Origin of the sequence: Shewanella khirikhana (genome assembly GCF_003957745.1) — a bacterium.
GTDB classification, from domain to species: Bacteria; Pseudomonadota; Gammaproteobacteria; order Enterobacterales; family Shewanellaceae; genus Shewanella; species Shewanella khirikhana.
Genome location: NZ_CP020373.1, coordinates 747,303 through 762,657, shown reverse-complemented (window position 1 = coordinate 762,657; position 15,355 = coordinate 747,303). Strand labels below are relative to the sequence as shown.

Annotated in this window: 13 protein-coding genes and 1 pseudogene; 7 read left to right on the top strand and 7 right to left on the bottom strand. The window is 53.5% G+C overall.

The window, feature by feature from the left end; all coding sequences use genetic code 11:
* Positions 1-134: 134 nt before the first annotated feature.
* The 3 genes and pseudogenes from STH12_RS03305 to STH12_RS03295 form a co-directional block, all read left to right on the top strand.
* A pseudogene (locus STH12_RS03305) lies at positions 135-1,562 on the top strand (PfaD family polyunsaturated fatty acid/polyketide biosynthesis protein); the annotation flags it as partial.
* 368 nt (positions 1,563-1,930) lie between these two features.
* A complete protein-coding gene (locus tag STH12_RS03300) occupies positions 1,931-3,541 on the top strand; it encodes a PKD domain-containing protein (protein WP_126166241.1) in 1,611 nt (536 codons plus the stop codon).
* A 678-nt stretch (positions 3,542-4,219) separates the two neighbouring features.
* Positions 4,220-4,639 (top strand): hypothetical protein, encoded by a 420-nt coding sequence (locus tag STH12_RS03295; protein WP_126166240.1) that lies wholly within the window; start codon positions 4,220-4,222, stop codon positions 4,637-4,639.
* Positions 4,640-5,029: 390 nt separating this feature from the next.
* Here STH12_RS03295 and STH12_RS03290 read toward each other — a convergent pair whose 3' ends face one another.
* The 4 genes from STH12_RS03290 to STH12_RS03275 all read right to left on the bottom strand — a co-directional run bounded on the left by STH12_RS03290 (position 5,030) and on the right by STH12_RS03275 (position 9,252).
* On the bottom strand, positions 5,030-6,013 hold the full coding sequence (locus STH12_RS03290; RefSeq protein WP_126166239.1) for a hypothetical protein: 984 nt from the start codon (positions 6,011-6,013) through the stop codon (positions 5,030-5,032).
* Positions 6,014-6,147: 134 nt separating this feature from the next.
* Positions 6,148-6,816: a RipA family octameric membrane protein gene (locus tag STH12_RS03285; RefSeq protein WP_126166238.1), complete on the bottom strand. Its 669-nt coding sequence runs from the start codon at positions 6,814-6,816 to the stop codon at positions 6,148-6,150.
* An 883-nt stretch (positions 6,817-7,699) separates the two neighbouring features.
* Complete coding sequence (locus tag STH12_RS03280) at positions 7,700-8,698, bottom strand: lipid kinase YegS (protein ID WP_126166237.1); 999 nt, start codon at positions 8,696-8,698, stop codon at positions 7,700-7,702.
* Positions 8,699-8,883: 185 nt separating this feature from the next.
* On the bottom strand, positions 8,884-9,252 hold the full coding sequence (locus STH12_RS03275) for a hypothetical protein (RefSeq protein ID WP_237158727.1): 369 nt from the start codon (positions 9,250-9,252) through the stop codon (positions 8,884-8,886).
* A gap of 307 nt (positions 9,253-9,559) precedes the next feature.
* Here STH12_RS03275 and STH12_RS03270 point away from each other — a divergent pair, with 307 nt between their 5' ends.
* Positions 9,560-11,590, top strand: coding sequence for a glycoside hydrolase family 97 protein (locus tag STH12_RS03270; RefSeq protein WP_126166236.1), 2,031 nt, complete (start codon positions 9,560-9,562; stop codon positions 11,588-11,590).
* 223 nt (positions 11,591-11,813) lie between these two features.
* On the opposite strand, the gene STH12_RS03265 is transcribed toward STH12_RS03270, so the two are convergent.
* From STH12_RS03265 to STH12_RS03255, 3 genes are all read right to left on the bottom strand, one after another.
* The gene (locus STH12_RS03265; RefSeq protein WP_164551132.1) at positions 11,814-12,371 is read right to left on the bottom strand and encodes a YfaZ family outer membrane protein; all 558 of its coding nucleotides are present in this window, start codon (positions 12,369-12,371) and stop codon (positions 11,814-11,816) included.
* A gap of 257 nt (positions 12,372-12,628) precedes the next feature.
* On the bottom strand, positions 12,629-13,234 hold the full coding sequence (locus tag STH12_RS03260; protein ID WP_126166234.1) for a histidine phosphatase family protein: 606 nt from the start codon (positions 13,232-13,234) through the stop codon (positions 12,629-12,631).
* 216 nt (positions 13,235-13,450) lie between these two features.
* Positions 13,451-13,762, bottom strand: coding sequence for a winged helix-turn-helix transcriptional regulator (locus STH12_RS03255; RefSeq protein ID WP_218567770.1), 312 nt, complete (start codon positions 13,760-13,762; stop codon positions 13,451-13,453).
* A gap of 175 nt (positions 13,763-13,937) precedes the next feature.
* Between STH12_RS03255 and STH12_RS03250 the strand changes: the two genes are divergently transcribed.
* From STH12_RS03250 to STH12_RS03240, 3 genes are read left to right on the top strand one after another with little or no spacing between them, the layout of a single operon-like run.
* On the top strand, positions 13,938-14,642 hold the full coding sequence (locus tag STH12_RS03250; RefSeq protein ID WP_126166232.1) for a glutathione binding-like protein: 705 nt from the start codon (positions 13,938-13,940) through the stop codon (positions 14,640-14,642).
* Positions 14,642-15,022, top strand: coding sequence for a nuclear transport factor 2 family protein (locus STH12_RS03245; protein ID WP_126166231.1), 381 nt, complete (start codon positions 14,642-14,644; stop codon positions 15,020-15,022). Before STH12_RS03250 ends, STH12_RS03245 begins: the two co-directional genes overlap by 1 nt.
* Position 15,023: 1 nt before the next feature.
* Positions 15,024-15,230, top strand: a complete 207-nt coding sequence (locus STH12_RS03240) for a tautomerase family protein (RefSeq protein ID WP_126166230.1) — start codon at positions 15,024-15,026, stop codon at positions 15,228-15,230.
* Positions 15,231-15,355: the final 125 nt, after the last annotated feature.

Genomic DNA, 15,355 nt, shown 5'->3' with positions numbered 1-15,355 from the left:
GCCATGTGGACGCCTTCAAGTCGGCATTGCTTGAGCTGAATAAGCCCCTGTATGTGGCCAAATTACCCGGTGATGAGCTTTGCCTCAGCCACGAGGCTGCAGCGGCTCAACCCGACCAAGGCCGAAAGCCTGGGCTACTGCCGGTTGCCGCCTTTGCCGCGCCCTTTGCCGCCACCGAGCTTGGCAGTGAGGATTTTCGCCGCTGCCACGGGGTAAAATACGCCTACTACGCCGGCGCCATGGCCAATGGCATTGCCTCGGAAGAGTTGGTAATTGCGCTTGGTAAAGCAGGCATCCTGTGCTCCTTTGGCGCCGCAGGTCTGGTGCCCGCACGGGTTGAAGCCGCCATCAAGCGCATTCAGGCCGAGCTGCCCCATGGCCCCTACGCCTTTAACCTCATCCACAGCCCCAGTGAACCTGCGCTGGAGCAAGGCGCGGTGGAACTCTATTTAAAACACGGCGTACACACGGTAGAAGCCTCGGCCTTTTTGGCGCTGACCCCGCACATAGTACGCTACCGCGCCGCAGGCTTAAGCCGCGATAAAGATGGCAATATCGTCATTAAAAACAAAGTTATCGCCAAAATCAGCCGCACCGAGGTCGCGAGCCACTTTATGAAGAGTGCGCCGAAAAAAATGCTCGATGCCTTGGTAGCCGAGGGCCATATCAGCGCCGAGCAGGCCGAGCTTGCCCTACTGGTGCCCATGGCCGATGACATCACCGCCGAAGCCGACTCCGGCGGCCACACCGACAACCGCCCGCTGGTGACTCTGCTGCCCACCATTCTGGCGCTCAGAGACGAGCTGCAAGCCCAGCACGCCTTTGCCACCCCCATCCGCGTCGGCGCTGGCGGCGGTATAGGCACCCCGGATGCGGCGCTGGCGGCCTTTAACATGGGCGCGGATTTTATCGTCACCGGCTCCATCAATCAGGCCTGTATCGAGGCCGGTGCCAGCGAACACACCCGAAAGCTGCTGGCCACCACAGAGATGGCCGATGTGACCATGGCTCCTGCCGCCGACATGTTCGAGATGGGCGTGAAGCTGCAGGTGGTCAAACGTGGCACCCTGTTCCCGATGCGCGCCAACAAGCTGTATGAGATTTACAGCCGCTATGACAGCATCGAGGCCATTCCAGCCGATGAGCGTACCAAGCTTGAAGCCCAGGTGTTTCGCGCCAGCCTAGATGATATCTGGCAAGGCACGGTGGAGCACTTTATGGCCCGAGACCCAAGTCAAATTCAGCGCGCCGAGGGTAACCCGAAGCGCAAGATGGCGCTGATTTTCCGCTGGTATCTGGGGCTATCCAGCCGCTGGTCGAATACCGGCGAGGCTGGCCGCGAGATGGATTATCAAATCTGGGCAGGCCCAGCACTGGGGGCCTTTAACGGCTGGTCGAAGGGAACTTACCTTGATGATTACCGCGAGCGCCGCGCAGTGGATTTGGCGCTGCACCTTTTGACCGGTGCGGCCTATTTACATCGGGTAAATAGCCTCAAGGCACAGGGCGTTGTGTTACCTGCTTCGGTGGCACGCTATCGACCTTTGGACCCTCTAGCCTAAGGCGGAGGCTTTTGGCAGCTATGCCCGTTGCCAGCCAAGCTAACATACGAAAACCAGCCATAAGGCTGGTTTTTTATTCCCAATACCTCTATCAGCTTAGGTTCCCGGGACTGTGGCAACCCCTGAATTAAACCAGCAGCCATAAAGAGCAGCAAATAAGTAGATTAAAGGACAAATCCAACAACAAGCCCACCCAATACAGCACCATCAACCAGAAAAAGAGAAATAAACGACCTAAAAACGAGGTTGGATAAATTTACAGCGTCTGCTCTCCCATGTCAGATGAAGCATCGGGCACGCAATCACAAGGCGACATAACCATAACAAGCGCCAACTCACCCTGATGAACGTTGACAGAGGAATATCCAGTGGAACATTTACGCTCAAAAATCGTGGCACTCGCTGCCCTGTGCGCAGCGGCTGGTGCAGCGCATGCCGCCCCCACTCAAAACAGCCCCATAAGCATCCGCTTTTTGGTGGCCGCAAAAGATAAAACCGGTACAGAAGCGCAGGCCACACAACAGATGCTTCAGCAAGGCATTGACCAGCTGAATCAGGGGTTTGCGCCTATGGGGCTGCAGTTTATCCATGGCGATACTCTGTATATCACCAATGAGGATGTGCCCGGCTTTCACAATCCCGAAGACGGCTGGGACACCGACGAAGAGGAGTTACTGCGGCCCTTCTTTGCGCTGAACAGCTACAACATCATAGTGACCGAGCTTGAAGGTAAGAATGGCCATGCCTGGTGGCCCTACGAAGCCACCGACGCCATTGAGGTCGACCCATCGGATCTGGTGCGAACCACCCCGGTGCACGAAATTGGCCACAACTTAAGCCTGCTGCACACCTACCAAAGCAACAGCGACGGCCCCATCTCGCTCCACCAAGGGCCGGAAGGCTGGAAATACGGCGACAAAATCATAGATACCCCGGCCGATCCGGACAAAGACGAATACATTCAGAACTGTGTTTATCAGGGCGATCTGCTCGACAGCGAAGGCGTACCCTACGCCCCGGACGCGGCAAACTTTATGAGCGGCGGCAGCAACCGTTGCCGCACGCACTTTTCTGCCCAGCAACAGCGGCGAATGCAAAAAATCGTCGCCACCGACAAGTACCATCTGCTCAATACCTACGGTGCCAACCGCAGCGTGCCCACCTGTGCCAACTCAGGCGCAGTTACAGGCTTTCCCCATCATGAAGGCTTCAATCTCAACGACGCAGTTGCCGCCTTCCCCTGGGTGCAGGACGTGAAAAATAACCGCTTCAACTGGCGCTTTGACAGCGATACCTCATCCTCCCGCACCGGCGCCGACGAGCCGGTGGATGGCCACAGCTTTATTCACGTCGATACCAGCAATATGGACGACTTCATCAGCGCCGGCGACCATGTGGTGATGTTAAGCCCCTGCTTCGACTTCACCGCCGTTGCCGCACCCGGCATGCGCTTTCATTTCAATATGTATGGCGCCGATATGGGTAACTTGTCGATGCAGGCCTCGGTGGACGATGGCCAGTCGTGGCAGACGGTTTGGCAAATGACTGGGCCGCAGCATACCGACGGCAACTGGGAGCTGGCCGAGGTCGATTTGGCTGATTTTATTGGTCAAAAAGTGCAGTTTCGTCTCGACTATCAGGTCGATGGAGAAAAAGGCGATGCCTCAGTCGATGCCATCACCCTGGACGCCGACTATCCCCCCAGCTCCGACTTCAGCTTTGTCTCCCTAGGGCTCAGGGCACGCTTTGTCAGCCAGGCCAGCGACAAAGATGGCAATCGCCTCAGCTACAGCTGGGACTTTGGCGATGGACACAGCGCCAGCACTGCATCCGCGCTGCACAAATTCCCCCGGGCAGGCAGCTACCGCGTCAGCCTGACAGTCACCGATGAGGACGGCTACTCCGACACCTACACCGAAACCATCACCCTGCCCCAGCGTGGGCACAAGGGGAAACCGGCGTTTTTCACGCTTCGCTGAAGCAAGGTTTGTTGTGCAAAGGTGGGCGTTGCGAGCGGCTTTAAAGCCAAGCCTTCCAGGCTTCACCTGGGGAAAGGACCGAAGCGGCTTTTAAGGTAAGTGACAGAACCCTTCTGTCACTTGCTGGCGCCGAAGCGCTCTGCGCGGCACACGGAGGATTGCAGGGGAAAACCTGCGTGTTTTTATCAAATTAAGTCGCTTTGCAAGCGACTGGAAATCGAAGCCTTCCAGGCTTCACCCGGGGAAAGGGGGCAGTATCGACTTGCCCCCTTGTCCAATCCCCCAGCGACCCCCGACGAAGCCGAGCACTTTGGTCTTATGGGCTGAAAACGGCCACCGCGACCGATTCGCTCCCAGCTCAACGGTCGCTGCCTCGATATCCCTATCTCGGCTTGCCCGTTTCACTCAACCCAACAACCAAAGCGGCTTCGATGGGGAGCATCTAGTGCAACCTGAAAGTGTTGTGCCTGCCCTCTTTTTTAGTCCATCCATTTTGAAGGACGACAGGAAGCATATATCGAACTGTGATTTTTAACGTGACACAGAATGTTGAACACCTTCTGAAAATATCGCGGTTTACCCTTACTAACACACTCTTCTATTCCAAACCCGCTCTGGTACTATGGTTTGAGCAGATCTTGTTTCGATTAAAGACTTAAGGCTACATAGGAAAGATATATGACGTTTGAACAGTCAAGGTTCCAAGACTTTTTCTCAAGGTGTTATGAAGTACTTATCTACGGCATCTACTTCATCGCCGCGTTGATATTCCTGAGTTTCTTAGGCGTTAATATCGATTTTACTTTCGAAATTCTTCTCGGACTGGCTATCCCAGCGCTTGGGCTTGTCTATATTTACACCAGGTTCAAGTCGGGGACACATCTGCTACGGATAGAAGAACAGGGGATCAGCTTCCAGGATGATAAATATGTCTCACATATAAAGAGGGGTGATTATGAAGGCTACAACATCACTCGACTACCACCACAAAAGGTCGTCATAAAAAATAAAGTCTATGGTGAAACCTCTTTTAGCTACTACACCTTTTCCCCCAGCCAACGCAAAGTGATTTTTTCCCTATTGGACAAGTACAAGTAATTCAACGGGGAATAATTTTACCTAAAATCGCGGCCTTCCAGCCCGCCTCCAGGCAAGGGGTGTTGCTTGTCCAACACCCCTTGCAACCCCAAAGACACCCCTGACGGTGCCGAAAGCCCCTTCGGGTTTATGCTGAAAATTGGCTAACGCGCCAGACGCTCATCCCTGATTCGACTGACGCTGCTTCGGCATCCATGCCTCGCTACGCCATTTTCAGCAACACCCTCAGCGGCACCGATGGGGTTCAAAAGCGGCTGCAATCTGTACGTGCAGTGTTGTGCCTGTCCGATCTTTCTTTCCAATCGAAAACTTGGTCATCTCAATCGCTGGCGACCTTGGCCTGGTAAAGCGAATGAGTATTTAATTCACTCCGACCCCTTTATCTCATTGTTAAACGGCAACTTCTTCTAGTCTGAAAGAATCAGAAATAGTTAAGTCTCCTGTAAGTTTAATCCTTTTGCACATATGGTTTGTCAAATCATCATTCAATGGTTCTATATGAAACAATTCATCAACACACCAACTTTCAGCGTCCAAGTTTGTAGACATAATTGGATATCCCATTGTCACATCTTTTCCACTGTTATTTACTACAACCCAGCCCGTAACTTGTAAATTTCCAAAAGTCTCAACATGATCAATTTCATTTCCATTGACATCAACAAACTTGGTGTTGCAGAAAATTGACTCTTTTTCAGTACCAATTTGGGTATAACCCAATTTATGACCTTTAAAATCAAATGTAGCATTGTGCATCAAAAGTAATGTGCAAAGAGTAATCTTATCTGATTGAGCAAGAAAAAGATCTTTCTCAATTTCAAGCTTATTTGAAACAATTACACTTAAAAGCTCAGATATTAAATCTTCTTGCGTAAACGCAACATTAGAAACTAGATAACTCATAATATGTTGAATAGCTTCTAATGTCTGATGAGATAACTTACCATCTTTTAATGTAGCTAAATTATTTTTCTTATCCTCTTTAAAAGCATTATCAATCCGACTCTTTAATCTTTGTTGAGTTACATTGAATTTCTCTTTCAAAACTGAGTCCTTAAACTTACTCACTTGAAGAAGCATTAGCCTTTTTATCCACAGAGGAAAAGGAGAAGATATATCTAAAGTTTTTTTTGGAGAGTTATACTCTAGAAAAAGCTTAATTCTTAAGTACATTGTTTCTAATGATTGATTCGCTAATCCACGATCCCTTTGATCATTATGAGCAACAAAATCAGCAATTTCTCGAAAAACAGGCATCTTGCTTGAGTAAGGTCTCATTCTCATAAACAAGCTATCTATATCATTTTCATCAAATTGACCGTTTTCAATTTTTTTAATCAATTTTTGAGCTTTGTTTTTTTCGATACCTTTCATCTTGACCGATGCTCCTTGCCGTTTAACGCCAAATTAAGGTGAGGACAACGCTACCACCTTACCTAAATCATTGTGCCATAAACACTAAACTGGCTTGAAGTGAGGGCGCCAAGCGTTGTGAATCACTCTTAAATTTATTGATAGCCATTATTGATTTTCGTGGTTCGGATTGTAGCATTGTGCCAAAAGCCACCTTGATACGAGCGAGCCAACCATAAAAATGAAATGCATGCCAAAATGCTAAGAAAAATAACACCAACATAAAACCAATTCATATCTGCATTTCGGTTGAATTCCGGTAAGGAGTAACACACTAAAATTCCCCAGAGTAGAGAGACATAAAGACTAATTAACTGGTTTATTTTAGAAACGGACAGTGGAGAGGGACCTGTCATCCAATGCCGCAAGTGCTCACGTTTTCCTGTAGGCTTACCACGAGTAAGGACAACTTTGTATAGTGGGCCAGATACTTTGTCTTCAAGCATGTCTACATGCTTTTCCCAATTTTCTTGCCAATGTTTACTGCCACGATTTACGCAAAACCAAGCGAAAGAAAATACAAACCCGACACATGACAGAACAACCGATAGATCAGTTTTGTTCTCAATACTTGATGCTTGAACTGCGATAAAGCCAGCTAATGTCGCGCCAATAAACGTCCAAAAGTAAGTTGCCCTCTTCCAATACAGCTCTATTTCAAATTTTCTAGTATCGAGAGCTCTATCTAAAGCCTGTCTTGTTACACATTTATTATCCAAAAAATCAGCTTGATACTCTTCCTGAGAATAATCACTTTGAGGCATACAATCTCCTATGATGGCTAACATTTTACTCATACGACCTTGTAAGGTTATCCAAGCTTGTAACCTTGTCCTACCTTGCAAGATCCTCTTTCTACCACCCACAACTCTTTCACTACTAAACACCTATGCCAAAGGATTGCACCAATCCCCGCGTGGCGGCCGGAGGCATTCGGGAAACGCTAGTGAGATGAAATTGTTCATCTCACTGTCGGACGACACGCTTATTCCCCTTCGAAGCCGCTTTGGGTGTTGGGCTGAGTGAAACGGGCAAGCCGAGGCATGGATGCCGAGGCAGCGTCAGTCGAATCATGGATGAGCGTCTGACGCGGTGGCCGTTTTCAGCCCATAAGCCCAAAGTGCTCGGCTTCGTTGGGGCGGCGCGGGAGTTCCAAGAGGGGAGTCGCTGTAGATCCCCTCTTGGCCGGGTGTGGGTTGGAAACCCACGACTTCCCGTCGCTTGCAAAGCGACAAACCAAACGACAACCCCGTTGGGTTAAACCCGAGCAATCACAAACCAAAAACGGTTCAAGGCAGCGCCTTGGAAAACACATATAGAAGGGAGTAAAGGAAGGAGAAACCTCTGCAATCCTTTGCTACCAACAATCCACCGTCACGGCGTTAAAAAGCATTAAATCAGTTATGCCTTAACCATTGTTTTACTTGGTTATTAACCAATTCGCTCAAATGTACAGCATACGACTAAAGGTGGCAATCTTTGCCGAAAGCTATCGGGTATGAAAAACCCAATGACACCCGCGACTGAGAGTAAACCCCGCCGCCAGGCATTCAGCGGCCGCTGATGTGGGTGGGTGCTGCTAACGTGCAAACAACCAGCATAAACGGCAGGCGCACATCTCCTGAAGGATGAAAGGCTGCGAAATCCCTATCGCAGCAAAGGACACAGTGTTGGCAGCACCAACTTGATGGCAGCAGGAATCGCCTCGAAACGGATACGGCGGGCAGCTATGGGTTCGCCATCGAGATTGATAGGCATAACCTCATCCGAGTGCCACTCAACCCAGGGGGTGCGGATGCGGCGCACGTACTCGCCGTCGGTGTCCTGATTGGCAAGCTCGCTCAGCACCTGGGGCAGCGCCTCCATTGGGAAGTGACGCAGGGCAATGGTATCGAGTAAGCCGTTGTTTAACATGGCCTTGGGCGCAAGCTGCTGGCCACCTCCCGCCTGACGGCCATTGCAGATGGCGCCCACAATCACATGCTCCTGGGAGTGCTGATTGGGTAACTTGATAGTGCCCTGATAGGGGGCAAAGCTCAGCGCCTGCACTATGCCGGCCAGGGTATAGGCGCCGCCGCCCAAAAAGTTTTTCAGTGCCACCGGGGTTTCGGCGGTAACCTTGGCGCCAAAGCCGCCGCTGGCGACATTGATAAAGTAGCGGGCAGAGCCTTCAGTAAGCGAAGAGCCGTCAGCAGGAGAAGATCCGTCAGCATGAGAAGAGCCTTCAGCAAAAGAGCAGCCGTCAGCGTGCTCAGCGCCTTCTACGCCCGCTGTCACCTTCACGCAATCAATGGCACGCGCCTCGCCGGTTTGCGCAAGCCTCAGAGCCTGTTCAAGCTCAATGGGAATGCTGCAAGCCGTGGCAAAGTCATTGGCAGTACCAAGGGGCATGATGGCAAGCTCGGGCCGCTTCGCCTCATCGAAGCGCATCAGCGCCGAGACACATTCGTTGACCGTGCCATCGCCACCGGCCGCTACCAGCCTTGGGCAGGCATCGGCAACGGCTTCAGCCACCAGACGGTCGATATCACCGCCCTCAAACGTGACCCGTACTTCGACATTGCCGTGCTTCCTCGCGGCCAGAATCGCGGCGCGTACCGGCTCCAAACCGGCCTTTTTACCGTTAAGCAGAATGCGGATGGTCATGGTGTCTCCTGCGGGGGCTGCTGCTTTATCAAACACTGTCGCGGCGCTGGTTTCAATAGTTAAAGGAGGTAATCGTGAGCTGTTGCAACAGCCTCTCGATTTCAGCGGTGCGGCAGTGCGGATAGCAAAAAGCCAGCGCTCAACAACATGAGAGCTGGCTTTCGAGCGAGAAGCAGGGCTGCAAATTAGCCGTTAAGCGCGCCTATCCACTCCTGCGGGTTGGCAACAATAAACTCCAGGCTGTCGCCACTGCTTAAGGTGATGCGCATGGCATCTGTGGTCACGGGCAAAAAGCCGCCGCCTTTGCCGAGGCACTTTTCAGCCCTGACAATCTCGGCGCGCGCCACCTGATAGGGGCCAAGGCCCAACTGGTTGTTGTAGGGGGTAAATTCGAGGCTTGCTGCGGTTAAACTAAGCTTGCCATCGGCCCGGGCTACGCCGCGCTGAACTGCGGCGTTCGCCGATTTGATAACGCTGCCCTGCTGGGATAATGCTTCGGCGCTGCTGGTCTGCGCATCGCTGATTGACGCAGTGCTGTTTTGTACCTGACTCATTCTGGCCTCCTGATTGCCTGAGTCCCCCTGTTATACAACAAGCGGCGGCATAGTTTCAGCAAAGCTTAAGCAAAGCTGAAAATTCACTGCAAAATCACAACCTTTGACTTACTCGGCCATTCCCTTGGTGGCGCGCGGCCTTTACTGTTTATAGCCGGTATCAGCGCATGCACGCAGCTACAGCGGGTCGCTTCACATCAGCATCACATCTGCTTCAATGGCTGAATACGTATGCAGCTTATGTCCCCCATCCCTCGCCTCGGCTAAGGTGGTCACAAACAAAAATACACCTTACAAGGACTCCCCCATGCGCTATTCACTGCTGCTGATGGCACTGGCTGCCAGCCTGCCATTGCAGGCCAAAACCTTAAGCCTCAAATCCCCAAATGGCGAGATTGAACTCAGGGTAAGCGACGAAGACGCCCCCCACTACGCGGTGCTGTTTCAGGGTAAGCTGGTGATAGGCTCCTCCAGACTGGGATTTGACTTCAACAATGCCGCCAACTTTCGCGGCGGTTTTGATATCTCAGACAGCCAAAGAGCCACAGTGGACAGCAGCTGGGAGCAGCCCTGGGGCGAGGCGCGCATCATTGAAGATAAACACAATGAGCTGCTGGTAAGCTTTAGCCATCCAGAAAGCAAACAGGCCTACAAGGTACGCTTTCGCGCCTTCGACGATGGGGTGGGCTTTCGCTACGAGGTGGATGCCGATACCCCGCTGAATATCACCCGCGAGCTGACCGAGTTTGCGGTGGAGGATGCAGACAAGGCCGACGCCTGGTGGATCCCCGGCCGTGGCTGGAACCGCTATGAGTATCTCTATCAGCACAGCAAGCTTGCCGATGCGGCGCTGGTGCAAACGCCTTTTACCTTTAAAAACAAGGACGGGGTGCATATTGCCATCCACGAAGCGGCTCTGGTGGACTACGCCGCCATGACCCTGAATCAGCGCCGCCCCGGCACCTTTGTTGCCGAGCTCACGCCTTGGTCAGATGGGGTGGCGGTCAAAACCAACGGCAAATTCAACACCCCCTGGCGCACGCTGCAAATTGCGCCCAAGGCCACAGGGCTGATTAACTCGCACCTTATTCTCAATCTTAACGAGCCCAACCAGCTTGGGGATGTCTCCTGGGTGCAGCCCGGCAAATACGTGGGTATTTGGTGGGGCATGCACATTAACCAAAACACCTGGGGCAGTGGCAGCAAACATGGCGCCACCACAGCTGAGACCAAAAAATACCTGCGCTTTGCCGCCGACAATGGCTTTGATGGGGTGTTGGTAGAAGGCTGGAATATCGGCTGGGACGGCGACTGGTTCCACAATGGCGATCTGTTCAGCTTTACTGAGCCCTTTGCCGACTTTGATATTCAGGCGATTGCCGATTATGGCCGCGAGGTGGGCGCCAGACTTATTGGCCACCACGAAACCTCCGGCAGCGTCAGCAACTACCGCAAACAGTGGGATGGCGCCTTTGACCTGTACCAAAAGATGGGGGTCAGCCAGGTGAAAACCGGCTACGTGGCCGATGGCGGTAACATCAAGCGCATCGATGAAAACGGCCTTGAGCGCTTCGAGTGGCACGACGGCCAGTTTATGGTGGGCGAATACCTGGATAACGTGAAAACCGCCGCCAAATACCAGATAAGCATCAACACCCACGAGCCCATCAAGGACACGGGGCTAAGGCGCACCTACCCCAACTGGCTTGCCCGCGAGGGTGCCCGTGGTCAGGAATACAATGCCTGGGGCACGCCGCCCAACCCGCCAGAGCACATTGCCATGCTGTCGTTCACCCGCATGCTGGCAGGGCCGATGGACTTTACCCCCGGCATTTTCGATATGAGCTTTAACGGCCTTGGCGACAACACAAACCGTCCACAAAGCACGCTCGCCAAGCAGCTGGCGCTGTATGTGGTGCTCTACAGCCCGATTCAGATGGCGGCCGACCTGCCTGAGAACTACTTAAAACGCCCCGACGCCTTTCAATTTATCAAAGACGTACCCACCGACTGGGAGCAGAGCATTGCCCTCGATGGTGAGGTGGGCGACTTTGTGGTGATGGCCCGTAAAGAGCGCAAGGCGCGCCAGTACAGCGGCAACGACTGGTATCTTGGCGCAGTGACCGACGAGCAGGCCCGCGATGTAACAGTGAAGCTCGATTTCCTCGAGCCCGGCAAAACCTTTGAGGCGCAGATTTATCAGGACGGCAAAGACGCCGAATGGAAATGGCGCCCCTACGAGATTGACATCAAAAAGCAAAAGGTGCGCAGCGGCGATACCCTCATCCTGCATTTGGCCGAAGGTGGCGGCGCGGCGGTACGCTTAAAGGCGCTCTGAGCCATTTGCGCTGAATCGATGTCTTTACACTGAGTCGATGTCTTTAAGCGACTGTTTGTCAGCCAAGGCCTGTTAGCGACAGCCTGTTCGCCGCTGCCTGTTCACCGCAGCCTGTTTACCGCTGCTTATCTACCGCTGCCTGTTTACCAAAAGCGCTAAGCTCAAAACAAAAACGCCGCAGGCAAAACCCGCGGCGTTTTTTATTAACGAACTGATTAATCGACTAAAAGCGGAAGTTGGCTCCCACATAAAAGCCGTCTTCGAGGTCGCGGTTTCTGTGGTCATCGTACTGAATATGGATTTGCCGATAGCCGGCTTCAAAGCCAAGGTTCGGGTTCAGCTCGTAACCCACGGCCGTGCTCCACTGATAGTGGCCATCGACACCGGAAAAACTCAGCACCGAAGGGCTGATAAAACCGGATGCCTTCAGCGCCAGGCCATTACCCAGGGCCAGCTGATACTTGCCGCCCAGCGACACCATGCTGCCATTGGGGCTGTTATCCATCCACACGCGGGAGGCCATGGGGCCAAATTCAAACTGGTGCGGCCCGGCGTTGTGGGTAAACAGCATGGCGCCCTGCAGCAGATGATTGCCGCTGTCCACGTACAGATACTCGCCTTCCAGCCTGGTGTGCGGGTTGATATGGGCGCCAAGAGCCACGGAGGCGCGCTCATCGTTCAGCCCCAGCGACACATCGGCGCCACTGGCGGAGGCAGACACGGCGCCAAGGCCCAACAGGAACGGGGCAGCGGCGATTGAAAAAGTGCGTTTAAAGGTCATGGATGTCTCCTTTGCCTTGGGAAATACCCGCCGCAACGGCTGCGGTGGGTGTTTTGGCCCAAGTGTGGCGGCAACATCCTTAACGAAAGATGAATAAATGCCTTGTTTAATCATTTATAAACAAGGCATTACATTTTTACCTCAGCCGATTAACCAGCCTGATGCGCTGTCAGATGTGCTGTGTAGTTGCGGCAAATAGCTCCAGGGCGTGCGACTCATGGCTGAGGGCGCTTATTCATCCGCTGAGGGCTTTTAGCTCAGGCCACACCCAGCTCCACATCAACAGTGCAGTCGATGCGGGTCACCTTACCCTCTGCAATGATAAAAAACGCATCCTGGGGCAGATCCTGACGCCAGCAGTCTTCGTAGCTTAAATCCAGCAGCATGCCCCGCAGCGCTATGCCGGTCAGGGCGTGGCTGACCACCACTATGTCGCCCTGTGGCGGCAGCTGCGCCAGCCAGCTTGCAAGCCGACTCCTCACCTCATCAAAGCTTTCGGCCTCGGGAGCATGCAAATACCAGTCGCCTGCCCCGGCAAGCTCGGGGTGCTGACTCTTGATACTGGGTACGGTTCTTTGCTCCCACAGCCCCAGAGAAAACTCCATCAGCCGCGGCTCTTTGATGATGGGCGTATCGGCGCAGCCAAGGGCGGCGCGCACAATCTCGGCGGTCTGCACCGCGCGGCCGAGGGAACTGGCGTAAAAATGAAACTCTGGCCCCAGATAGGCTTTCAGCGCCGTGCCCACCGCCCGGGCCTGGGCGCGCCCCTTTGGCGTCAGTGGCGAGTTGCAGTGGCCCTGCAATTTCTGCTCAACGTTAAAATGGGTTTCCCCGTGCCTTAATACAAAAAATCGTCTGCTCACGGTCGGCTCCTGCTTTGACATCTCAGCCAAAAATTAACCGAATCGAGCGGCGGGAACAAAAACCGGGTTTTGGGTCATTTCTGACCCCAAGCCGGAGACCGCCAGGGCACAGCTCGAGGGGTAGCGCAAGCTTCCCGCACAGTTTCGGCTGGGGCTTGAATAAAGTATGGCCTGAAGCTTGTTGTGAGTCTTGACCTGCGTCTTACAGGCAACGCCTCAGCTTTGCTGCACCAGATAGCCCTTGGTCTTGAGTTTGTGGCCCACCTCGACAATGGCATCCAGCGCCGGGATCAGCTCCCGACCAAGCTCGGTAAGCTCATATTCCACCGACGGCGGCGAGGTATCCCGCACATGACGGCTGACCACGCCGCGCTCGGTAAGCTCGGTCAGACGCGCCGACAGCACCTTGGCCGACACCGGCGGAATATCCACTCTGAGCTCATTAAAGCGCCTCGGGCCCATCCGCAAACACCAGATCACATTGGGCGCCCAGGCGCCGGAAATCACCGCCATACACTCGGTAAGCATGCAGGGCGCCGGGGGGGATGGGCTTTTATTCAAACGCACTTTCAAAGACATACAAGTAACCAGGTTTCTTCGGGGTAACCCGATTCTACCCGCAAAACAAGGTTACTTCTAGTAATCTACTTTCTGATGGATATTATCAGAGAGCACTCAAACTGCCTTAAAGGATTAATTGCATATGAAGCTGTATTTCAAACCCGGCGCCTGCTCCATGGCGTCTCACATTGTGCTCAACGAACTCGGTCTCGCCTACACCCTGGAACAGGTGGATACCGCCAGGGGCGTTACCCAGACCGGGCAGCGATTTCGCGACATCAACCCCGGCGGCTATGTGCCTGCGCTGGCGCTTGCCAGCGGTGAAGTGATCACCGAAAACGCCGCCATCCTTGAGTTTCTGGCCGATTTGCCCGCTGCGCTTGGTAAGACTGCCCCCATCCAACTGGCGCCGCCTGTGGCAAGCCTTGAGCGCACCAGGCTCAGGGAATGGCTTGGCTTTCTGTCATCGGAGCTGCACAAGGCCTTCAGCCCCTTTTTCAGCGGCGTTGAGCTTAGCCCTGCGGCGCGCAAAGAGGCCGAAGCCAAGCTGCGTAAGCGTTTGTCATTGTTTGAGAAAAAACTGAGCCGCTCTGGGGATTACCTGCTTGGCGACCGTCTCAGCGTGGCCGATATCTACGCCTTTGTCATTCTGAACTGGTGCCAGTTTATTGGAGTCTCCCTCGCAGACTGGCCCGCAGCCTTTGCCCTGTGGCAAAAAATCGGCGCCAGACCCAATGCAATACTGGCCATGCAGCAGGAAGGCCTGCTGCCGGAAAAACAGACTGAGGCTGCGGCCGCAAACAGTGCCAGCCAGAACCAGCCCCAGAACCAAGAGGAACCAGCCTGATGCCAAGCCCTTTTGACGAAGTGCAGACACTGTTATCAGACTATTTTGAGCTGTTGTATCACTGCGATTTGCGCCTGTTCGATACCGTGTTTCACCCCGATGCCCTTTACGCCAGCGCCGATGAAACGCCGTTTCTGCAGCGGGATATGCCCACTTACCGCGAGGTAATTGCCACCCGGCAGTCACCGGCAAGCCGCCGGGAGCCGCGTCAGGATGTTATCGATTCCATTGAATTTGCCGGTGACAACACGGCCTTCGCCCGGGTGCGCTGCGCCATAGGGTCCCGCCAATTTGTGGATTTTCTGACCCTGGTACGGGTAAACGACCGCTGGCAGATCATCGCCAAGGTGTTTCAAATCATTGAGAAAAAGGACAGCTAACATGCCCTACGTGAATATTAAGGTGACCCGTGAAGGGGTAACCGCCGAGCAAAAAGCGGCGCTTATCAGTGGCGTAACCGAGCTGTTGGTGCAGGTGCTGCAAAAGTCTCCGGCCACCACCATGGTGGTAATTGACGAAGTGGAACTGGACAACTGGGGCATAGGCGGCCTGCCGGTGGCAGCCTTCCGTCAAAGTCAGCAAGGCTGATCAACACTTCTCTCCCCTGCCGGGCAGACGCAACAGTGGCATTCCAGGCCGCTTAATCGACTGCCCGGCGTTTTTATCAGCTAATTCAGCACGCTCAAAGTTGGAAGGATGCTGCACCGAAAAGG